The 22,028-nt window shown below is 61.0% G+C and carries 18 protein-coding genes and 2 pseudogenes; 12 read left to right on the top strand and 8 right to left on the bottom strand.

What is annotated here, in order from left to right:
• Positions 1 to 218: 218 nt before the first annotated feature.
• Entirely contained in the window at positions 219 to 1,070 is an 852-nt protein-coding gene (locus tag WA702_RS02915) for an SDR family NAD(P)-dependent oxidoreductase (RefSeq protein WP_425109019.1), read from the top strand.
• 241 nt (positions 1,071 to 1,311) lie between these two features.
• Here the strand turns inward: WA702_RS02915 and WA702_RS02910 are convergent, their stop codons facing one another.
• A complete protein-coding gene (locus tag WA702_RS02910; protein ID WP_425109018.1) occupies positions 1,312 to 2,199 on the bottom strand; it encodes an IclR family transcriptional regulator in 888 nt (295 codons plus the stop codon).
• Positions 2,200 to 2,555: 356 nt separating this feature from the next.
• Between WA702_RS02910 and WA702_RS02905 the strand changes: the two genes are divergently transcribed.
• From WA702_RS02905 to WA702_RS02885, 5 genes are read left to right on the top strand one after another with little or no spacing between them, the layout of a single operon-like run.
• On the top strand, positions 2,556 to 3,575 hold the full coding sequence (locus WA702_RS02905) for a TRAP transporter substrate-binding protein (protein ID WP_425109017.1): 1,020 nt from the start codon (positions 2,556 to 2,558) through the stop codon (positions 3,573 to 3,575).
• A gap of 5 nt (positions 3,576 to 3,580) precedes the next feature.
• A complete protein-coding gene (locus WA702_RS02900; protein WP_425109022.1) occupies positions 3,581 to 5,455 on the top strand; it encodes a TRAP transporter large permease subunit in 1,875 nt (624 codons plus the stop codon).
• A gap of 39 nt (positions 5,456 to 5,494) precedes the next feature.
• The gene (locus tag WA702_RS02895; protein WP_425109016.1) at positions 5,495 to 6,508 is read left to right on the top strand and encodes a cyclase family protein; all 1,014 of its coding nucleotides are present in this window, start codon (positions 5,495 to 5,497) and stop codon (positions 6,506 to 6,508) included.
• Entirely contained in the window at positions 6,406 to 7,488 is a 1,083-nt protein-coding gene (locus tag WA702_RS02890; protein WP_425109015.1) for a hypothetical protein, read from the top strand. Before WA702_RS02895 ends, WA702_RS02890 begins: the two co-directional genes overlap by 103 nt.
• Positions 7,418 to 9,178, top strand: coding sequence for a thiamine pyrophosphate-binding protein (locus WA702_RS02885; RefSeq protein WP_425109014.1), 1,761 nt, complete (start codon positions 7,418 to 7,420; stop codon positions 9,176 to 9,178). Before WA702_RS02890 ends, WA702_RS02885 begins: the two co-directional genes overlap by 71 nt.
• A gap of 244 nt (positions 9,179 to 9,422) precedes the next feature.
• Here WA702_RS02885 and WA702_RS02880 read toward each other — a convergent pair whose 3' ends face one another.
• Complete coding sequence (locus WA702_RS02880; protein ID WP_425109013.1) at positions 9,423 to 10,190, bottom strand: acyl-homoserine-lactone synthase; 768 nt, start codon at positions 10,188 to 10,190, stop codon at positions 9,423 to 9,425.
• Between the two features lie 563 nt (positions 10,191 to 10,753).
• Between WA702_RS02880 and WA702_RS02875 the strand changes: the two genes are divergently transcribed.
• The gene (locus WA702_RS02875; protein ID WP_425109012.1) at positions 10,754 to 11,512 is read left to right on the top strand and encodes a helix-turn-helix transcriptional regulator; all 759 of its coding nucleotides are present in this window, start codon (positions 10,754 to 10,756) and stop codon (positions 11,510 to 11,512) included.
• Between the two features lie 725 nt (positions 11,513 to 12,237).
• Positions 12,238 to 12,861: a hypothetical protein gene (locus WA702_RS02870; RefSeq protein WP_425109011.1), complete on the top strand. Its 624-nt coding sequence runs from the start codon at positions 12,238 to 12,240 to the stop codon at positions 12,859 to 12,861.
• A 77-nt stretch (positions 12,862 to 12,938) separates the two neighbouring features.
• Here WA702_RS02870 and WA702_RS02865 read toward each other — a convergent pair whose 3' ends face one another.
• The 3 genes from WA702_RS02865 to WA702_RS02855 all read right to left on the bottom strand — a co-directional run bounded on the left by WA702_RS02865 (position 12,939) and on the right by WA702_RS02855 (position 15,828).
• Positions 12,939 to 13,688, bottom strand: a complete 750-nt coding sequence (locus tag WA702_RS02865; RefSeq protein ID WP_425109010.1) for a class I SAM-dependent methyltransferase — start codon at positions 13,686 to 13,688, stop codon at positions 12,939 to 12,941.
• A gap of 213 nt (positions 13,689 to 13,901) precedes the next feature.
• Positions 13,902 to 14,657, bottom strand: a complete 756-nt coding sequence (locus WA702_RS02860; RefSeq protein ID WP_425109009.1) for a GntR family transcriptional regulator — start codon at positions 14,655 to 14,657, stop codon at positions 13,902 to 13,904.
• 142 nt (positions 14,658 to 14,799) lie between these two features.
• Positions 14,800 to 15,828 (bottom strand): ABC transporter substrate-binding protein, encoded by a 1,029-nt coding sequence (locus WA702_RS02855; protein WP_425109008.1) that lies wholly within the window; start codon positions 15,826 to 15,828, stop codon positions 14,800 to 14,802.
• Positions 15,829 to 16,460: 632 nt separating this feature from the next.
• Here WA702_RS02855 and WA702_RS02850 point away from each other — a divergent pair.
• The 3 genes and pseudogenes from WA702_RS02850 to WA702_RS02840 form a co-directional block, all read left to right on the top strand.
• Positions 16,461 to 16,900, top strand: a pseudogene (locus WA702_RS02850) (oligopeptide/dipeptide ABC transporter ATP-binding protein); the annotation flags it as partial.
• A gap of 248 nt (positions 16,901 to 17,148) precedes the next feature.
• A complete protein-coding gene (locus WA702_RS02845; protein WP_425109007.1) occupies positions 17,149 to 17,316 on the top strand; it encodes a hypothetical protein in 168 nt (55 codons plus the stop codon).
• A gap of 490 nt (positions 17,317 to 17,806) precedes the next feature.
• Positions 17,807 to 17,920, top strand: a complete 114-nt coding sequence (locus tag WA702_RS02840; RefSeq protein ID WP_425109021.1) for a hypothetical protein — start codon at positions 17,807 to 17,809, stop codon at positions 17,918 to 17,920.
• Positions 17,921 to 18,741: 821 nt separating this feature from the next.
• Here the strand turns inward: WA702_RS02840 and WA702_RS02835 are convergent.
• Positions 18,742 to 18,936 carry a hypothetical protein gene (locus WA702_RS02835; protein ID WP_425109006.1) on the bottom strand — a complete coding sequence of 65 codons (195 nt, stop codon included), beginning with the start codon at positions 18,934 to 18,936 and terminating at the stop codon, positions 18,742 to 18,744.
• A gap of 65 nt (positions 18,937 to 19,001) precedes the next feature.
• Between WA702_RS02835 and WA702_RS02830 the strand changes: the two are divergent.
• Positions 19,002 to 19,358 (top strand): annotated as a pseudogene (locus WA702_RS02830) (integrase core domain-containing protein); the annotation flags it as partial.
• Positions 19,359 to 19,733: 375 nt separating this feature from the next.
• Here the strand turns inward: WA702_RS02830 and WA702_RS02825 are convergent.
• Together WA702_RS02825 and WA702_RS02820 are read right to left on the bottom strand one after the other, a co-directional pair.
• Positions 19,734 to 20,360, bottom strand: a complete 627-nt coding sequence (locus WA702_RS02825) for an NYN domain-containing protein (RefSeq protein ID WP_425109020.1) — start codon at positions 20,358 to 20,360, stop codon at positions 19,734 to 19,736.
• A gap of 1,328 nt (positions 20,361 to 21,688) precedes the next feature.
• A partial coding sequence (locus WA702_RS02820; protein WP_425109005.1) for a YdcF family protein occupies positions 21,689 to 22,028 on the bottom strand: 340 nt, incomplete at its 5' end.

Below are 22,028 nucleotides of genomic sequence, written 5' to 3'. Positions count from 1 at the left end.
CTCACGGCGCCGCCGCTGCGCTTGCCTGGCGCTGTTGGCTCGCCGGTAACGCCGGTCGCCACTGTCTGACGTGCTGCTCCGTCCGGACCGACCTTGGAGTTGTAACACCTGTAGTTGTATGCGGTGCGCTTGACAGGCTCCTCTCCGTTTTGCAATCCTTTCGCATAACGGAAACAAGTGTTCCGCCATGTGGTACGGTTGAAAATTTGGAGGAGCTCATGACTTCCCAGCCTCGGTCCGATGCGACCGTTTCACTGGCGCGCGGTGCAGCTCGTGCTCAAGGACGGGTGCAGGGCAAGGTCGCGCTTGTCTTCGGTGCCGGGTCGTCGGGTCCTGGCTGGGGAAATGGCAAAGCGGCGGCCGTACTTTATGCCCGCGAGGGGGCGGCTGTTGCAGCGGTCGATCTTCACCTCGCCGCGGCGAAAGAGACTCACGACCTCATTGGCGGGGAGGGCGGACGAAGCCTTGCTCTGGCGGCAGACGTGACATCAGCCGAAGCGGTGGCCAATGTTGTCCGGCAGGTGGTTGACGCCTTCGGCACGATTGACATCCTGCATAACAATGTCGGCATCACGTCGATGGGCGACGTGATTGAAGCCAGCGAGGAGAGTTGGCGTCAGGTCATCGACACCAACCTGACCGGCGCGTTTCTCACGTGCAAGCACGTGCTGCCGACCATGCTCGCACAGGGGAGCGGCGCGATCGTCAATGTGTCCTCCCTCGCCTCCATTCAGATCAATAGCTATCCGTACATTTCCTACTACGCGGCCAAGGCGGGATTGAATCATTTCACCCGCGCCATGGCGGTACAGTATGCAGCCAGTGGCGTGCGCGCCAATGCGGTTTTGCCCGGCGTCATCGATACGCCGCTGATCCGGACGCAGATCGCAGGCCGTTACGAGGACACCGACGCCATGATGAAGGCGCGTCATGCGGCAAGTCCGATGGGACGTATGGGGGACGCGTGGGATGTCGCCCGCGCTGCGCTGTTTCTCGCGTCCGATGATGCGGCCTACATCACCGGCGTCTGCCTGCCGGTTGATGGCGGCAAAAGCTGCGTTGGCCGCTGATTCCAGGATCGTCGCAGCCAGCGAACCTTTCCATTCGGCCGTGCCCGACGAAAACAGGCCGGATTTTCCATCGACGCGGCGCGAAACGCCGCGCCAGCATCATTTGACCCGGATCTTCCGCTCATGGGAGCGGATCCCGCCGGGATCGCAGCGTCGTCTCATCCCCACAGGACTCATGGACGTGGCGAGCCCGTGCCGCGCCTCAATGTCATGCTCTTCCGGGAGCGATTGGACGCCATCATCAAGCCTTGCGACTTCCCCGGCGTGCCGGCGCGCCGTCCGGCTCCGCTGTCGCTGCGAGCGCTCCCCGGCGTTGCTCGGCCTCCCTCGAGCCGGCATGAAGCACTGCCGCCAGTTCGGCGGCCTCCCGCTGGAGAAGGCTCGCAACCTCGATAATGCGGTCTCCACGCAGACGCTCTGCGATAGCGGCGACGCTGAGCGCTGCAATAGGCCGGCCATTCGTATCAAGCACGGGAACGCCAACGGCGTTCATGCCCTGAACCACCCGCCCATCATTGAACGAAAATCCGTAGCGGCGGGTCTCCGCGATTGCCGTCCACAAGTCGCCAGCCGTGAACTTCGGATACTCGGCGAGCCATCGCTGATTGCCGCTGATTACCTTGTCGATCTCGGCATTGGGGAGAAAAGCGAGCAAGGCGAGGCTGCCTGAGCCAACCCCGAGCGGCCGTCGGTTTCCGACGTCCAGCGAGAGCGTGCGAATGGGAAAGGATCCCACCTCCCGACCGACGCAAACGGCAGCAAGTCCATCCCGGACGGAGGCAAAGGCGGTATCGGCTGTCACGCCAGCGATGCGTTCCAGAAGCGGGCTCGCGAGCGCCGCCACGCGCCCATGGCGGGCCGTTCCCGACAACAACTCGAGTCCGACGCCGAGACGATAACGGCGTGATGCGGCATCCTGACTTACGTAGCCGACGTCACTCAATGCCCCAAGCAGGCGATGAACCGTTCCTTTGCCCAATCCCGTTCGACGCGCGAGTTCGCTCAGCATCGTGCCCTGAGTGCCGTCGCGCGCTAGCGCCGAAAGCAGCCGGGCCGCTCGATCGATGGTTTTGACCGCGGCGACCTCGCCGGACTTTTCAGCGTCCTCCGCTACGTCGACCTGTTCCATCTTTCCCATTTCGTTTGGCACCTTTTTGCTCCGATAGCACTCGGAGCGGTCACGCTGAAGTCCTGTTTGACAACTTCGCCGCGCCTCTATAGTTGTTTCATATAACAGAAACAATCGTTCCGCCAGATGGAACGAACTTGAGGAAACCAAACGGAGGTTGAGTGGCGATGCCAGCCCTCGTCTTGAGCTATGCAGCCGAATTGCGCGGTGGGCGTGCGCGCCGATGCGGTGCCCACGCCGCGTGTCCTCATCGGTCAGCGCGGGTTTGCCCGCGCTGCCGGCAGACCAGCCTCAAGTCCTGAAGCTTCAGATTTCAACACAGTCGGCTTTACGCCTTCGGATCGGGAGAGGACGCCATGTACAAGCTGAACCGTCGAGGTTTTCTCGCAGCCGCAGGGCTCGGGACAATTGCCTGCCCCTTCATTGGAATGCGCCAGGCCAGCGCGGCCGAGTACTCGCTCAAATACGCCGGCGATGTCAGCGCCGATCATCCGCTTACGCGCAACATTGCCGCCGCCGCCGAGAAGATACGCACGCGGACCAATGGTCGCGTCGAGATCATGATCTTCCCGAACAGCCAGCTCGGTTCCGAGATGGACATGCTTACGCAGCTAAGAGCCGGCGCCATCGACCTCTATACGATCTCGGGGCTGGTGCTAGCGTCGGTCGTTCCCGTCGCAGCCATCAACGGTATCGGCTTTGCGTTTCCCGACTACGCTGATGTCTGGAAAGCGATGGACGGATCGCTCGGCGGGTACGTCCGCGCGGCGATCGACAAGTTTGACGTTGTTACGCTCGATCGCATATGGAACGGCGGTTACCGGCAGATCACCTCGAGCGCCAAGCCAATCCGGACTCCTGCCGACCTTCAAGGCTTCAAGATTCGCGTTCCGGTCAGCCCGCTCTGGACGTCGATGTTCAAGGCCCTTGGAGCCGCACCGACCAGCATCAATTGGGGAGAAGTCTACACGTCCCTGCAGACCAGGGTGGTGGATGGTCAGGAGACGCCGCTGGTCAGCATCGAGAGCGCCAAGCTCTATGAAGTGCAAAAATATTGCTCGCTCTCCAACCATATGTGGGACGGTTTCTGGCTTCTTGCCAATAAGCGCACATTGACCGGTCTGCCCGAAGATGTCCGCAACATCCTGGTTCAGACCCTGAACGAACAAGCCGTCGAGCAGCGCGCCGAGGTGGAGCGCCTCAACCTGAAGCTACAGGATACGCTCGCGGGCCGCGGCCTCATCTTCAACGAGACACAGCCCGAGCCATTCCAGGAAACCCTGCGTTCGAAGGGGTTCTACGACGAATGGAAACACCGCTTTGGTGAGCAAGCCTGGACGTTGCTTGAGACGAGCACCGGAAGGAAGCTCTCATGATCCACATGGACCATGTCATCAATGCCGGGTCGCGCAAAACAAGCGACAGTGGAATAGCGGCGTGGGCCCGAGATATCGAACAGGCGCTAGCTCGCATTGTCGAATTGACCACTGCAGCTTTGGTCGCCATCGAGATCGTGATCCTGTTCGCGGGCATTGTTGCGCGCTACGCTCTTCGTACCCCGCTTCTGTGGTCCGACGAGGTCGCCTCAATCCTGTTCGCCTGGCTCGCACTGCTTGGTTCGGCGCTGGCCTTCCGACGGGGCGAGCATATGAGCATGACAGCGCTCATGGACAGGCTCGCGCCCGCCGCAAAGGGCCATCTGGAGGCGATATGCACCTCGCTTTCCGTTGCGTTTCTCGTGCTGATTCTGCCGGCGTCCGTCGATCTGGTCTATGAACAGCATCTGATGTTGACCCCGGCGCTCGAGATTCCGAGCTCCTGGCGAGCCGCGGCGCTGCCGACCGGAGTTGGACTGATGGCTCTGTTCGGCCTGATGCGGCTTTTGCAAGCGACAGATCTGCGACGTTCTGCCATGGCGGTTTCGATCGTGGTGCTGGCGGTCGCGGTGATTGGCTGGCTTGCACCTCTCTTTACCGGTCTTGGCTACCTCAATCTTCTCATTTTCTTTGTCGGATTTGTCTTCGCGATGGTGCTTGCGGGCGTTCCGATTGCGTTCGCCTTCGGCCTGGCGACCTTCGCCTATGTCTCCGTTGCAACTCACGCCCCGATGCTGGTCGTTGTCGGCCGCATCAATGAAGGAATGGGACATCTCATTCTGCTCTCGGTGCCGTTGTTCATCTTTCTTGGCATGCTGATCGAGATGACCGGGATGGCGCGGGCCATGGTGCAATTCCTGGCTAGTCTGCTCGGACATGTCAGGGGAGGGCTCTCCTATGTCCTGATCGGAGCAATGTACCTGGTGTCCGGAATCTCGGGCGCAAAAGCCGCCGACATGGCCGCGGTCGCCCCGGTCCTGTTCCCCGAGATGCGCGCGCGCGGAGCAAGAGCAGGCGACCTCGTGGCGCTGCTGGCTGCCACCGGGGCCCAGACCGAAACCGTGCCGCCGAGCCTCGTGCTCATCACGCTCGGCTCGGTCACGGGTGTCTCCATTGCCGCCTTGTTTACGGGCGGCTTGCTGCCGGCGCTGGTGCTGGCGATCATCCTGTGCGGAATGGTGATGTACCGCTACCGGAATGAAGACCTCTCCGGTGTGCGGCGTGCCAGCCGAGGTGAGATCGGACGGGCCCTTGTCGCTGGTCTGCCGGCGCTGGCGCTTCCATTCGTCATTCGTGCCGCGGTCATGGAAGGCATCGCAACGGCAACCGAGGTGTCGACCATCGGTGTGGTCTACGCGATGCTGATCGGGCTCCTGGTCTATCGGAAGTTTCCGTGGCGATTGCTGCTGCCGAAATTGGTCGACACCGCAGTCCTTTCGGGCGCCATCCTGTTCATTATCGGTACGGCAACCGCGATGGGTTGGGCGCTGACCCAATCCGGCTTCTCGCAGATGTTGGCAAGGTCCATGGCAAACCTGCCGGGCGGCGCCGGCACCTTCATGGCCGTCTCCATCCTGGTGTTCATCGCGCTGGGCACCGTGCTCGAGGGCATCCCCGCCATCGTTCTGTTCGGCCCCTTGCTGTTTCCGATCGCGCGTGAGCTTGGAATTCATGAGGTCCAATACGCGATGGTTGCAATCCTCTCGATGGGGCTTGGCCTGTTCGCGCCGCCGTTTGGCGTCGGCTACTACGCTGCCTGCGCCATCGGGCGTGTAAGACCTGACGAAGGCATGCGTCCGATCTGGGGTTATCTGCTCGCGCTCCTGGCTGGCATCGTGCTGGTCGCGTCGGTGCCGTGGCTATCAATCGGATTCATTTGATCGCGATTAATTGACAGTTGGCGAACATCTGGAGACTTCATGCGGCGTTGGATCAATCGACCCGAAGGTTCCAACTGGGGAGAGTTTGGAGATGACGACCGTCTGGGCCGCCTCAATCTCCTCACTCCGCAGAAAGTTCGCGAAGGTCTCGCTGAAGCGAGAGAAGGTTTGACCTTCTGTCTCAGTCTGCCCCTGGATTATCCCGGCGGCCAGGTGCTTGCGCCTCATCGGCTTCCGCCGAAGCTGATGCCGACGAGACGTCACGGGCAGGAGTTCTTCAACTACAGCTTCAGGAGAGAGGGGCCTCACTTCTTCGATTGCGGCTGCGACGATGCGGTCCTTCTCTACACGCAATATTCGACACAGTGGGACAGCCTGGCCCATGTCGGGGCCTTCTTCGATGCTGACGGCGACGGCATACTGGAGTCCGTCTACTACAACGGCTTTCGCGGCACCGTCGATGCCGAGGATGCTTCCCAGCGGGAGCAACAGGCAACAACAGCTCTCGGCATCGCCCATATGGCGCAGTCCTGTATCCAGGGCCGCGCGGTGATGATCGACCTCGAAGGCGCGTTCGGACAGAAGCGAACGCTGGTCGGCTACGACGCGCTGATGCAGGTGCTCGAAACAAATGCCATCGCCATCGAGCAGGGAGACATCCTCTGCCTGCACACCGGATTTGCGCAAATCCTGCTGGAGATGAACCGCCGGCCCGATCCGGAGCGGATTCACACCTCTTGTGCCGTACTCGATGGCGCGGATGAACGGCTGCTGCAGTGGATCACGGACAGCGGCATCGCAGCCATCGCTGCGGACAATTATGCCGTGGAGCAGATCCCTGCCAGGACTACAACCGAAGGGGAACGTTCCTTCGTTCCCCTCCACCATCATTGCCTTTTCAAGCTTGGTATTCCACTCGGCGAACTCTGGCTGCTCGGCGATCTCAACCGGTGGCTCAGGAAGCATCGCCGCACGCGGTTTTTGCTGACCGCGCCGCCGCTTCGATTGCCCGGCGCAGTCGGCTCGCCGGTGACGCCGGTCGCGACGGTATGACCATGCCGAGTATCGTGGCCGACAGCATTACCCAATTGCCACCGGGCTGCAGCGGCAAGGCAGTTATCGCGGCATCTCATGGTGGGCTCTATTCAGCCCACTGCGCCCTCGCAGCTGCAGTGGAAGGTGCGATCTTTTGCGACGCCGGGATTGGGCGCGAACGTGCCGGCGTCGCCGGGCTTTCGTTTCTCGACCAGCATCAGATCCCTGCCGCCGCCATAGGCCACGCTTCGGCGCGCATCGGCGACGGCGCCGACTGCATGTCACGAGGCATTCTGACTGTCGTGAATGACGCTGCGCGGCGGATCGGGATCAGGGCCGGCATGCCGGCATCCGATGCCGCCGCGATGCTACAGGCCGCTCTCGACCGCCAGCACCTGAGAACGCTGGCTTTTGCATCCGAAGTCATGGAGGCCCGGAGCACGATGATTCCGCGGCATTCGCGCGATCCCTCCGTGCGACGAGAGGCACAATTCGCACCGGACCAGGTCCGGTTCGAGATCGAAGACTTTCTTCCTGTGCCCGTCGTGGCGATCGACTCCAATTCGCTGGTCAGTGAGCGGGACTCGCGATCGATCGTGTTGACGGGCTCCCACGGAGGATTGCTGGGCGGCCGAAGCGATCGCGCCATCAAGAATCGGGTCTTTGCAGTCGTCTACAATGACGCGGACGTGGGCGCGGACGGAGCAGGCATTTCGCGACTTGGCGCGCTCGATGAGCTGGAGATCCCGGCCGCAACCGTGAGCGCTTGGAGCGCCCGCATCGGCGACGGGCGGTCAACCTATCTGGATGGATTCATCACGCATCTCAATCGCAGCGCAATTGCGCTTGGCGGCGAGCGGGGCATCTCGAGCAGAGCCTTTGTCGCACGCTTGGCAGAGGCATGGGTAAAGGGAAGAGGAGTGACCAGTGAACCAGACGATCGATCCGACACGGCTCAATGCACAACGGACAATGACCGGCGGCCGCGCGCTGGGTGAGATGCTTAAGCTCTACGAAGTGGACGCGCTGTTCGGAATGGGAGGCTTTCAGCTGTTGCCATTTTATGAGGCGTGCCGTGTTCTGGGACTGAAGCACGCATTGATCAACGACGAGCGCAGCGGCGCCTTTGCAGCGGATGCGTATGCCCGGGTCACCAACCGGCCTGCGGTCGTCGATGCGACCCTCGGACCAGGCGCCACCAATCTCGTGACCGGATTGGCGGAAGCCTTCAATGCCGGCATTCCGCTAATCGCGATCACGGGCAATACGCACCGGGAGCACTCCTGGAAGAACATGACGCAGGAGGCCCGGCAGCTGGAAATCCTGCGTCCTGTCGTGAAGGAGGTCATTCGCGTCGAGGTTCCCAAGCGCATCCCGGAGCTCGTGCGCCGCGCCTTTGCAGTCGCAACCTCGGGGCGGCCGGGCCCCGTCCTGCTGGACCTGCCGGAGGACATCACGCATGCCGAGATCGCGTTTGATGCCGCCGATTTCTGGGCGGACCGGCAAACCATGACAGCGCAGGCCCGCCGGTCCCGGCCCGATGCCGATGACGTGCTTCGCGCTGCGGACAACATCGCCGCGGCCGCGCGCCCGCTGATCCTGGTCGGCGGCGGCATTCATCTTTCCGGTGCTTATGATGCTCTCCGCGCGCTTGCGGAGCGGCACCGAATTCCGGTGGCTCACACGATGTCGGGGAAGGGGGCGATCGCCTGCACACATCCCCTTTCGGCAGGTCTGTTCGGACGCTATTCGCGTATCGCGAACGAGCTCATCGAGGCATCGGATTGTCTTATTGTGGTCGGGTGCAAGCTGGGCGAGGTGGCAACCAGGCGGTTTCAGCTGATCGGATCAGGAAAGACCGTGATCCACATTGATATCTTGCCGGAGGAGATCGGGCGTACCACCCGAACCTCGATCGCGCTCGTCGGGGACGCACGCCTTGCATTGCAGGATCTGACAGTGGCTCTGAAGGAAAACACGGACTGCGTTGTCGATCGGTCTGACTATGTTGCCGAAATTCCGCGGCGCATGAGTTCCTGGCGGCAGTCGGCGGCCGACCGCCTCCAGTCTCGCGAGGTGCCGATCAATATCGGCCGTGTCATGGGGGAGCTGAACGATGTCTTGCCCGAGGATGCGGTTCTCGTCGCGGACGGCGGCTTTGCGGCGCATTGGGGCGGTCTGCTGTTTGATACCAAGCGAGCCGGCCGAGGCTTCGTGGCAGACCGTGGTTTCGCGTCCATCGGATATGGCGTTCCCGGTGGCCTTGGCGCGCAACTCGGCGCCGGCCCGAACCGTCGCGTGGTCGCCCTGACCGGTGACGGGGGATTCAACATGTCGATGGGCGAGCTCGAGACGGCAAGGCGCCTTGGCGCTAACTTTGTGACCTGTGTCTTCAACAATGCCGCATCCGGATATGTGAAGGCCCTCCAGCACGCCGTGTATGGCCCCGGAAACTATCAATCCTCCGACCTGGTCGAGTTCGACTACGCCGCCATTGCACGTGCGATGGGATGCCATGGGCGCCGGGTCACTGACCCTGACGAGTTGCAACCCGCTCTTCGAGAGGCGCTGGCCAACACCGGCTCGCCGACGGTGCTTGATATCATCGTCACCCGTGATCCGGCCAGGATGTTACCGGCGGCCGACAACCGGACCCTGACAGTAAACAAAGGTGACAGGCCGGTCTGAAGCAGATTGGACCAGGCGCTGTTGTTGCCGCCGCACCGGACATGCGATCGGCTCATTTCTTTGGCGAAAGAACGCTGATCGGACCGACGGAAGACGGACGGCCGCCTGAACTTCGTGGCGGCCAAAGGTGGTGGCATCGTTCAGAATGCGTGTTAGCCGCAATGCAATGGAATGACATGCACTGCCAGGTGCATCGGCACCTGGCAGTGGGAGCTTGCCTGCTCCTCCCAGCGCTCACGGCTTGCTATGGATGGCTTGTTTGCGCCGCTGGACCGAATGTGTTCGTCGTCCTCCTCGGGCAGTCCTCTTCGTCTGGAACAGGCGGGATGGCGGCATCCGGCGACGAATTCAGTTTAATCAAGGCTTCGTTCAAGCCCGTGTGCCGGCGCACTTTATCGAGGATCGACAGCGATACGTCGATATAGGCAGCTTCGATTTTATGACCGCTGAGCGCTGGTCGCGGTCGGAGAAAGGTGACAGGGCAGCCATGCGCACCGATGACTTGCGTGAAGATCCAGGCTGGCATCACGCCGAGATAGCGCTTGATGCCGTTCAGGAGCCCGAACTCTTCGCAGCTCTGGATCAGGTGAGCGATGACCTGCCGGCGGTTGTCAGGACCGAGATCACGATCGCAGCCAAAGCGCGAGGCCTCCCAGATCGAAGGCAGATGAGGCAGCGCGGTTTCTACGAGATCCGGCCACAACGTCTCGACCATGTAGGGACGCGTCGTCGGTATCAGTCGTGTGGTTCCAAGTGCTCGATTGTGATCGTCAACGACGAGGATGTAGGTCGCGGCCGGCGTATCGAACTGATCATATTCGAGCTGTCGGTAGCTCGGGACATTCCACTTCTGCCGTTCGACGAACATTCGGTAGCGAAGTCGGTGGTGCGAGATCCAGGCCTCCCCATGTTGATGAGCGGTCTCCCACGTGAGAGCTATGGCGCGCATGAGGCTCGTCCGATCGCGATGCGACATTGATCCTTCGAAGACTAGCTCGACGATCGACAGCATGGCGAGCTACCGGATCAGGTAGGACCGGCTTGCTAATGGAACCGCCGGACCGCCGGCGCTTGTGCAAGGCCGCGAGGGAGAGATGCGCGAAGGGATTTGGGTCATGGCGAGGATTTCCGGCGATTTCGCGAAGGCGCCATAATTCCGGCTTTGTCGTTTGATGGAACGTACCTAGATAAACAACCATTGATTGTCGGTCATTGTTTCTTCGTTTTCCGGATTGCTTGCAACTTTGACCTTGCCTGTTGGATCGGTCGGAGAACAAGATTCCAAAAGCGGCCTCGGCCCTCAAGGCCGCACGAACTGACATGGGAGGGCTTTGCGGGTCGACCTCCCGCTGAACGGTCCCAAAAGCGGACTGCGGGGTGCCGCGTTCAATCGGACCTGCGCTTCCACGCCAGCGGGCTGTAGCGCGGCGATCGTCAATTGCACGCAAATGTGCGAGATGGTAGCTTCTACCTAAGGTTGGACGTGACCGGTCGACCGTTCTGCTGAGCCGAATCCGGGAATTCAAAGTCGCGCTGGCTTGGCATTGCGCAGAACGATCTGCGACCGAGGTAGAAATGGACCTCTTTAGCTTCATCGACTGTGCGAACCGCTCGAAATCGCTTCCAGCGCTATTTGAGCTTCTCGTCGATTGTTCGTGTCAGCAAGGCTTCAGCCAGGTTGCTTATGGAGCGTTGAACTACAACGAGCCGGTCCGTCTGCCAGGACATCCGATGCCGGCGATCGCAATCAACTTTCCGTGGCATTGGCGCAAGCACTACTTCGACCGGAAATACCACGAGTGCGATCCCGTGGTTCGGCGGACGCCGATGCTTTCGAAGCCGTTCATGTGGGATCATCTGCTCAAGCGCGAGCAGCTTAATCCCAATGAGCGACTGGTTATGGAGGAGAGCAGGGAGGCGGGTCTGAAACACGGCGTCAGTGTGCCGTTATTCGGGCCATTGGGCCGGATCTCGGTGCTGTCCTTTGCCTCCACGTTTAACGACGCGGAGCCAGCCCAGAACGTGCACCGTCTCAACGTCCTTGCATGGCAATTCCACATCGCCTTTGCGGCCATCGCTCAGCCGGCGCAACCAGTAAAACAGAGCGTCGGGTTGTCGGACCGCGAGCGTGATTGCCTGAGATGGACCGCGGAAGGGAAAACAGCGTGGGATATCGGGCTGATCCTGAACATCAGCGAAAATACGGTCAATTTTCACGTCAAGAAAGCGATGCGAAAACTCGGCACGACCAGCCGGACCGTCGCGGTCGTCAAGGCGATCCGCTTCAATCTGATCGATCTTCCGGGACGCCTCGACTCAACCACGCGGACATGATGCCAAAGCTGCCGACGGGCCGCCTGCATTGAATCGGGGATCGCCTCCGCGGCATGCAAGTCAGGTCCACCGGACCTGGCATGACCACTACGCTGCCGGCCGGTACCACTGGCTCGTGCCGGTCCCGCAGCCCGCGTTGCATCATTTTCGGTTTCTGTCCAAGGAGAGGGCCAACGGGCGTGGATGCCTGGACCCCGTGGCGATCCTTCGGATCGGCATCGCAAGCCCGCGTTCAGCCGAACACGGGCTGCCACCGCGTCTTCGGCGTGGCCGGCAGAGGAGGGTCAGCGCTTGCGCACTACCAAAATCGGTAGCTGGTCGATGGCCACCGCAGTGGTGTAATGAGGCGCAGGGGAGGATCTGACGAGCTGCTTCCCCCGAAAAGGAATAGTCCGGGGCATCGGGTGCGGCAGTCCGCCGAGCTTGTGTCTTGGTACGACGGGCTCCCGAACATTGGCGCTCGACGATCGAAGGAGGTTGCTCCGGTGGTCGAGGGCAAGAAACGCATGCGCCGGTTCGTCAGGCCCGATTGGGCCGCATGGTTCACCGTCCGCGATTGCCATCGGCCGGCCGCTCGAAGGCCCGCGCTGTCAACAAGGTCTTTGGCGTCCGATGTCCAATCGATGACCATGCCAGCGCACACGAAAGTAATTTAAATTGCAACCGAAGCGGGCTGCCGTCGATTTGCACGCTGACCTGATTACGCGGCTGAAACACATCTTGTATTGATGTTGATACGACAGAGCTATATCTTTTGTGCCAGCGAACAGAATACGAGACCAGAGCCGGACCACAGGATCTCTGCGGCTTTTGATAGTGGTACGGCCAGAACGCCTCTCTTCCAGGTGTTGCCGCCGATGATTGACCGGAGATCGAAAATGGCTCGCGATGATACGCCTCGGCCGGAGGTGGCAGTCGAGCATTCCAAATCGATTCTCACGCAAGGCACCACCGGGGGCGATCCCGATGCTGTACTGCTGGCGCTTGGCCGCAGGTTCGATTCGCTTTCGGCAGAGCTCGCAACTTTGCAGCAACGAGACGAAGCGCTTTCGTCGGCTGCCATACGCATTGATGGCTTCCATGGCGAGGAGGTCGAGAGGGCCTCGCTGGAGCGTATCGAGGCGATCTTGACATCGCTTGATCCCATCGAACGGGCCATCATGGCAATGCCGGCGACAACGATCGAGGGGCTCGGCGTCAAGGCCCGGCATGCGGCGCATGTCTTCTCGAATTATTGGACAGAAACGCCTGAGCAACTCGATTGGGACGCACGCGCGGTTCGCCTTCTGATCGAAGCGGCCTGCAGCGTCGCTGGCGTTCGCTTGCTGCCGGCGACGGCAACCGGCTGACCCGAACGTCCGCCCTCGCTTCGTTTCGACATTGAAGCGTCACGCTGCACCGCCCGCATCAAAGCTGACTGGTGTCGTCATGCGGGTACGGGGCTGCGCCGGGCGATCAAAGCTTGCGATTCGATAACCTCCACCACATCGCCATTGATGGCGAATTGCGACATTTGCGTCAGCATTTCCTGCGCGAGCCGGTCAGACAGCGAGCCGAGCTGCTCGGGCGACGAGGTCGACATCGACAGCGCGCGATCGACGAGGCGCGCGATCGGCACGGTGCGTCGCTCGATCACGCCAATCCGAATGAGCTGATCGAACGGCGATTCGAGCAGGACCGCCTCGTGCCGCAGGTGCTGCAAAGGAATGGAATTGTCGCTGTTCATGTAGCTGTCGACCAACTCGCTGTACAGCTTGTACCAGCTGTTTTCCGGCACTTCGGGGCGAACGTCGTTGAAGAGCACGAGGGCACCGCCCGGATTGATCAACGTATCGAGCCTGCGCAGAGTGTCGGCTCGATCCATCCAGTGAAAAGCGCGGCCTATGGTGACGACGTCGAATGTGCCGAGATCCGGCCCAAGGTCATATGAGCTTCCTTCAACCAGCTCGATGCGTGCATTGGCTGCGGCGGCAACGGCGCGGGCGGCCTCCAGCATGGCCGGTTCGGGATCGATCGCCACGACAGCTCCCACCAGCGGAGCAAATGCGACAGCCAGCCAGCCGGGCCCACAGCCAAGATCGAGAAGCCGATCGCTTTCCACAAGCTGCAGCTGCTCGCTGACAATTCGAAGCAGCGCGGGGGCATAATTCGGCCGGCCGGCGAGATAATGGGGCACGGTCGATTTGAACCGAGGAAGAGAGCTTGCCGGTCTGTCTGTCATGTCTATTCAATGCGCGATCTGCTCACTAGCGTCTGTGTTCTTCTGCAACCTGGTGATGACGACCGAGGCCGATCGCGCCACGTGACAAGGAAGTTTGGCTTCGAACGGGAAAGTCCTCATGAGCGGGCCGGATCTGCTTTGCAGGATGCAGTTCCGCCCGATGATTGCTCAGCGCGTGAAATCCTTAAGGGGCATCCGTAACTCATAAGTGGCGGGTGGCGCCAAAAGTTCGAAATGCTGGATAGGACGTCGCTGCATATCAAAGTGCAAACGTGTCACCTTCAGGAGCGGTGCACCGATGGCGACGTTGAGCCGCTCGGCGACGATGGGATCGGCTGCCGCCGCGGACACCACCTGCTCGCCGAAGGCGAACGAGATGCCGAAACGTTGCAGGATGGCGTACAGGGATGCGCCTTCCATGTCGCTTGGTCCAAACTGACGGCCAATGGCTTCTGGAATGTAGGTCGTGACCTGCATGATGGGCGAATCCTGCATGTATCGGATGCGGACCGCTCGCTGGAACATGTCGTCGGCACCGGCCTCGAAATGGCTGCGGACGTGCCGGGGGGCCCGCGTGAACTCATACGCGATAACGCGGGCCCGGGTCGTGCGCACGATCTCGTTATTGCGCGCTGCCAGATCCATGATCGGCACGGTGAGAGGCTCAGGTTTGGAGAGCTCACGCACAAAGGTGCCGACGCCCTGGCGCCGCTCGATGAGGCCGAGTGTCCCGAGCGTCTCCATGGCGGCTCTGATCGTCACGCGCGAGACACCGAACAGCTTCGCAAGATCCTCCTCGGCCGGGAGCGCCTCGCCGGGTGCATAGCGGCGTTCCGCAATCTCATCCTGCAAGACCAGGAATACCTGGTGATGAAGCGGAATGTTGCGGCGCTTCTTGGCAAGGGTGGCGTGAAGCGGCTCCATTCGCACTGATTCGTCGCTCGCAACTGCTCTGCGCTCTCGTTTATTGGCGCTCGAACGCGGGGCGCCCGATGTGGAAGGAGGGCGTTGTGCCACAATCTACTCTCAAATCAGATTTGCCACGCTCGCCGCACGATCGGTCGCTTCATTTGACTCGGATTGCCTCATTGGCCGCATCGACAAACGTGTTGGTAAACGTGGCGGGAAGATCAATCGACGCGCCCTGGAGGCGCGGGTCGACAATCGAGAGGACATGAAGTGCGACATTTGCCTCCGCAAGACTAAACCGGCCGTCTGGCGAGAACATGTCTCTCGTTCCGCGGATCGATGCGAGAAACAGGTCGCGATCCGGCTTCACCCATTCTACAGGCAGGATTCCGGCAATGTCCTCGGCGGTCGCGTGATTAATCCAGAAGAGGGCGCGCACCATCGCCTGCGCGAAGGCTTGAACCGTTCTTGGATTTTGTTCGATGAAGGTTGAGCGGGCGTAGATTGTCCCGGACGGATAGAGGCCTCCGTAGATACGGGTCGTGCCTTCATTCGTCCTTGTATCGGCCACGACCTTGGCGTCGCCGGCCGACGTGAGCACCGTGAGGGCGGGTTCGCCAGTCACCACGCCATCGACCGCGCCGTTTCTGATCGCGGCAATGGCGCCAGATCCTCCGCCGACACTGACAAAGGATATTTCCGAAGGCGCAAGGCCTGCTTCGCGAGCGAGATATTCGATCATGAACTGTGTTTGGGAGCCGAGCGCTGTCACGCCGATCTTCATGCCTTTGAGATCGCTCGGTCCGCGGTATGCGAGGGCCTTGTCATTGCGAACCGCTAAAGCGAAGGTGGGGTGGCGTCCGAACAGGACAATGCCGATGATGCGCTGGCCTCTCGCCTGCATCTGAATGGTATGATCGAAGGCGCCGGCAGTCAGATCAGCGCTACCAGCGATAAGCGCCTCAAGGGCCTTGGATCCACCGGGAAGGTCGACCATCTCAACATTGAGGCCGCTATCTTTGAAATAGCCCAGCCTGTCCGCAATAGTCAGCGGAGCGTATTGCAAGAAGGCCTGGCCACCGACGGTGACTTTGACTGACGAGATCTCCGGCCCGGAGCCGAGTGCCCAGACCGGTCTGCATATCAACGAGATCGGGAGAGCTAGAAGGTTGCGTCGATGCAACACCGGTCAGATCTCACTTTGCGCCGTAGCAGGTGTCGAGACGAATCGCGATAGGGGCAATTCAACTGAATTTGATTATATTACCGTTTGATGGTTCAGGCAAGTGAAAAGCTCGTTAAGGTTGCGTACAGAATGCCGTGGAGTTCGGCGGAGGTTTGATTGGGGCATCGATTGGAGCCCGCCGAGCTGTTTGCTGATTAGCTCGAAAGCAGGATTACGCCCGCTGGTGCGCAGGAAATAGACTCGTGCGGCAAAAACGAACTGATCGCCGCGCTGCTTCGGTTTGCCATTAAGAGGCGCAACTGAAGCGCTTTGCCAGGTGCTCGGGCGGACAATGCAGGGATGTCATTTAAAACACACGTAGAAGTAGCATGTGGCAGGCCGCGGCGGAGTGGTTTGGGTCACTGAAATCGCGCCGTGGCTCACCTCGCTCGGCCTCCATACGATGTAACGCCCTCATGCGCGATGGTGGCGCTTATCGGTCCTTTCGACTTTACCGCCGCGGCGTCAAGCCACGCTTCCGGGCCAACGATGCACAGGCGCGACCGCCCGCAAAAGCGTGGTCGAGCTGCTGTCGCCGGTGCGCATTCCCGAAGTGGCGCGGCGCGCCGACGACCCTCGGCACGGGCTGTCCGGGCGGCATCCGGCAGCGGGTGATGATTGCGATGGCGATCGCCTGTGGGTCGCGCTGCTGATCGCGGACGACCGACCACCGCGCTCGACGTGACCGTGCAGGCGCAGGTGCTTGAGTTGTTGCGCGAGCTGCGCCACCAGCGCGGCATGTCGATGATCCTGATCACGCATGATCTCGGGTGATCGCGGAGTTCGTGCAGCCGGTAGCTGTGATGTATGCCGGCCGCGTCGCCGAGCAGGCACCGGTCCGCGATTGTTCCGACAACCGGTGCATCCCTACACGATCGGGCTGATCGAGGCGGTGCCAAAACTCGACAGCGGGGCGAGGTGGCTGACCATGATCCCGGGGCGGATTCCGGACCCCCAGGAGGCCATTCGCGGCTGCCGCTTCGGCCCGCGCTGCGCCTTTGCGCGGGCCTACTGTCGAACGGGACCGCCTTAATGCTGACGGTGAGTGACATGCAATCGGGCGCGTTGCGCGCCGCGCGTCGCCGCATTGGCGAACAATATGTCTGAGCAGACGATCGTCCGGATGCGCGATCTATGCAAGACGTTTCCGGTCAAGCATGCCCGGGGGGCTCTCGATCTTGCAGGCGCTGAACGGCCTCGATTTCGAAATCCGGCGCCGCAAGACCCTTGGCCCGATCGGCGAGGCCCGACCCGGCAAGACCGCGATCGGACGGATCCTTTGTGGGACTGATCCCGTCAACCACCGGCACCGTGACCCTGTTCGACCACGACATTCCCAGCACTACGGGCCAGGCCGGCCTGGCTGCCCTGCGCGCCCGGCTGCAATTTGTGTTTCAGGACCTTACGCCGCGCTTCAATCCACGTGTGTGGATCGGCTGGGATTGCTGAGCCGCTCGATATCGCCGGTACCTATTCGCCGGAAGACCGCAACGACTCGGTCGCCGATTGCTCGAGCTGGTGGGATTGCCGAAAGGCAGCAGGGCGCGCTATCCGCAATTCTCCGCCGGCCGACGGCAGCGTTGAGGATGCCGGCAGTGATCGGCCCGCGCTGTCCTGCCCAAAAGAACCTCTAAGGCATGAAAAAGCACCATATAGTTCCACCTTGGCGCTAAGTTATTGCGGTCACTGTCATCTTCTCCGCCCCTGAGTTTCAGCACGCGGCGTTGAAGGCGGCCGGATGCGAGGTGATCCGGTCGGAGAAGCGCTGGTATCGTCAGGGAAGGCCGTACGGAGCTTCAAACGGTTCTGGACTTCTTCGCCCGGGCGACATGCTGATGGTCACCGGGCTCGGCTGGCTCGCGCGCGGCATGGGCCGTGAACCTCTGGAAGGCATAGCGAAGCGAAGGCCGCTGAAGCCTACAAGGGCCGTCCAGCGTCGATAGGCACCGCCAACGTTTGCGAGCTGCGGGCGCAGGGTCACCGTCCGTCGGAAATCGCCAAAACGCTCGGCATCGGCCACGCTTCGGTTTACAGGAGCTCTCAGGAAACGTGAGCGGCGCCCTTGGAACATCGCTGAGCGCCATCGCGCCAGCCTCAATAATTGGGGCATCCCACCGCACGCGGCACCGGGCGGCGGACGGCCGTACGGTTCAGCGCGTCCTGGCGCGCACGGCACAGCGCGGGTCGCCGTCGTCCTGCTAATTCAGCCCCCTGGAGGACTCACCTATCGCCCAGCGGCCAAACGCACTCGGAGTTTGATGCAGCCAGAAGCACTCTCGCACCTCATTGCTGAAAACGAAGTCGCCGAGGGGGAGCGCCGGAATGATCGCGCATGAGGAACGAGGTGCTCGTAGGATAGTTGGATCGCGGGGCGGAACACACGTCTCGTTTAACTTCGGCCCCGGCCCAACCCGGGGCCGATTTCTTCTCTCCGGGGTCTATGCCAACACGCCCAGGTTCATTCAACCGAGGCCCAGGTGGTGATAAATTACCTCATTGCACGTGGTTGGCCGAAAAGGTCGGGCTAAGGGAATTTTCGAGGGCGGGTTTAGTTTGGCTTCGGCGGCCGCTTTTGGATTGGACGGCGCACGGATTGGCAACGGCGCTGCACGTGACCTGCTCTGGGCCAAGGCCGCCTTGCTCTTCGCGTGGAGGCATGCAGATATGCCGACAGGCCGGCCGGGCAGCCTCAAAGAGCGAGGAACACGCAGCGCGCGCAAGTTGTTAGAAGCTCGCACGCCCCTAGCCCGTGGCGTGCGCTCTGGACCGCCGCGGTTTCTGGTACTCCTCCAATAATGCTGGGGGTGCGGTGCGTCCGACCAGTACCGGAGTCATTAAGCCATGCCGAAAGAGATAACGATTACCCTATGCTCTTTAGCCGCCGCCTGCGTAGTAGCGTTCGGATTGGCAGCGGTGGTCTCGCATTAGTCGCCCTACGCAATCGAAGGCATAGAGTTGCACCTTGCTGTCGTGCAGGCGCGAATGCAGCGCGTTGAAATCTGGCGCGCCGTCTACGCCAAGGATCACCGCCTCGCCGTCGATCACGAACTGCTTGCCGCGGTTCTTCAATGCGGCTTCGACGATCCAGGGAAGCGGCTTGTCCAGCCATGGCTGTTCTTAGTGAAAAGGCGGACATCCTAAACATTGTCGACGACGTCACCAAGGAGTGCCTGGGTGCGATTGCGGACACCTCGCTCTCGGGTCGGCGGGTGGCACGGGAGCTGACCTCGATCGTCACCCGGCGCGGCAAGCCGGGATCGATCGTCTCGGACAACGGCACCGAGTTCACCTGCAACGCGATGCTGGCCTGGTGCAAGGACAACGCCATCCACTGGCACTTCATTGCGCCGGGCAAGCCAATCCAGAACGCCTTTGTCGAAAGCTTCAACGGCCGGATGCGCGACGGGTTCTTGAATGAAACGCTGTTCTCCGACCTCGACGACACCAAGCGCAAGCTCGCTGCATGGGTCGCTGACTACAACGGCGAGCGCGCAACCCCGACCAGCTCCGCCAATCGCCCGTTGCTCCACCCGCGCCACTCGGCGTAAAACCCAACAGGACTCTAAATGCTACTGGATGAAACTTCGGTGGCAGGTCACAAACGATCCAGAAGTTCGGCGTTACTTGGAGAGCGAGGCCGCCTGTGCCGTGGCTAAGGTCGGGGAGGTTGCGCTGGCGTACCTTTGGCATCTTTGCCTGACCAAGCAGGGTGCCCGCAAAAAGCGCGGCCTGTGAACAGGTAACTCGCGTCGCAATCGTCCTCAATAGCGTTATGGTGCCGTGGGAATGTCGGGTGCTGCCTCGCAAGCAGCTACAGCCTGGCTGGTACGGGCACCCGCTTCGCGAGAGAGGCAGCGCAACGAGTGTTACTGCTGAGGATCATTGCCTTTGACTTCTTGCAAGAATTTCGGGACATGGCCGCGCACCTCCCGGTCGCCGCGCTCACGTGGGGCCGGGCGTTCTGACGGGTCGCGGCCAACCCTAGAGTGTAACTCTTTGAGATCGGTGAAGATGTCGGCTTGGCGACGCAACTCATCGGCGATCATCGGCGGCTGGCTCGAAATGGTCGAGATCACCGTGACGCGAACGCCGCGGCGCTGCATCGCCTCGACCAGTGGGCGGAAATCGCCGTCTCCTGAGAACAGGACCATCTGGTCGATATTCTCGGCCAGTTCCATGGCGTCAACCGCGAGTTCGATGTCCATGTTGCCCTTCACCTTGCGGCGGCCGGAGGCATCGACGAATTCCTTGGTCGCCTTTGTGACGACGGAATACCCGTTATAATCGAGCCAATCGATCAGCGGACGTATCGACGAGTATTCCTGATCTTCGATGATCGCCGTGTAATAGAACGCACGAAGCAGGGTGCCTCGGCTCTGAAACTCCTTGAGCAGGCGCTTGTAGTCGATGTCGAACCCGAGCGTTTTTGCAGTAGCGTAAAGGTTGGCCCCATCGATGAAGAGCGCGATCCTGTCGGTTGAGGAGGGTGACATTCGATTAAGGGCTTTCGTGAGAGCGCGGTTGGCTTGCAGCAGAGCCTGTTGTGGCAATGCGCGGCTCAGTAAATCTTCGGTAGCATTCTATATAGATGAAGATCGTAGATCGTCGAGTACTGCGGAGCGCTTTTATACCTCGACGCCTTCGAGTGCAGCCAGGCCGATTGGAACTCTGAAATGAGCCCAAAGTTATGGTGTAAAATCTGTATGTTCTTGTCCTTTTTCTCAACAAGGCGATCGAAGGTGCTCGGACCATGACCGACGGCGATTTTGCTGTCTTTGAACATTCGATTTCTCACCGCCGCCGAAGCTGGCAGTGGTCAGTTACGGATCACCTTGGTAACCTTGTCTTGGCCGGGCGCGAGCCTAGCTTGGCTGCGGCCCGGTATGCGGCTGCACGCGCTATCTTTCAGATGCTGTTGACCGCTTCCTATCGCAGCCGACTAACTTCGGGGTGAATGCCGATCCCTCTCCAAAAGCCGCGGGGCACCGATTGTGCGGATTATAGGTCCATGTTCTTGGCGATCGCCGGGCCTGTGTGCTCCGGACGAAGAACTACGGGGCCGCCAAGTGAGGCCGTCCTATCTTTTGCCCCACAACCCTGCCAGTCTTTTATTTGGAAAAGTGCGATGATCCGCACGCCGGGCATTCGACTGTCCGATATTGGTAGCGCGCTCGATCTGGTCCACAGCGTCTAGCCGACACTGCACATTCAAGCCATAACGCGGGCACTTGAAGGACAGATTGCGCATCATGAGTGAACTCTGACCGATCCGATCTCGAAATCCAGAAAAAATGCGTACCCCAGTGCACGGATAATGGCGCGTGGGGCATTCGCGCATCGTTGTGGGGTGTCCGGCGGGGGAGCCAGTGCTGGGGTGGCCTAACCACCCCCATAACCTGTCGGGGGCGGAGAAATGCCAGGCCGGGGGTTGTTCTCCGTCCGGAGATAAAGAGAGCGCTGGGTGAGGCGGCCTCAATTCATGTCTTGCGGAGTTCCCCAAGATAGACCGCAGCCCATGAGCGTGCCGATTCGGAATTGGAGGCACGAGGGCTTGCGAGGCGACTTATCGGGAGCCATGACAAGGTTACGGTAAGCCATCCTTCAACTCGGTCCCCAGGAGCTTAGTTCCTTTCGACGTGTTGCCACAATGGTCCGGCCGGTGAATACGTTTGCCATGAGCGCACAGTGAACAAAAGTGAAACTATGCAACGGCTTTAATTCAAGCTAGGCCACTGGCCTCGGCAAAAGTCCGGCACCCGCCGCCGCTCGAAGCGCCGCACCGGCTTAACCGCGCCGCCTGCTCAAAGGACCTGGATCAAAGTCAAGAACCGGAGCCACCCGGCGATCGCGAGAGCAACGTGACGTCGAATTTGGCCCGCTGGTTCGACGCTTCTTTTCCGCTCGCGCGGGGCGGCGGTTGTAGTTCTTCAACGTCCGTCTCGCGAGGTGACGGAAACCATGCGGCCGAGTAGCCCTTGAGTTTGTAGTAGACCAAGCCGAGCCATTCGTGCGCAGAGATGTCTAGCTTGCCCAAGTTCTCCGCGAAGCTGCGATCACTGTTCCACATCACGTCCCAGCCGCTCGGGTTTCGGAGATGAACAGGAAAGGGGAATAGCTCAAAGCCGGCTTTGCGGAACGCCCCGACCGCCCGCGGCATGAGG

The organism is Bradyrhizobium sp. (assembly GCF_049798375.1).
Lineage (GTDB): Bacteria > Pseudomonadota > Alphaproteobacteria > Rhizobiales > Xanthobacteraceae > Bradyrhizobium.
Note: the sequence above shows the minus strand (reverse complement) of the source record. Positions and strands in the feature narration are given on the sequence as shown.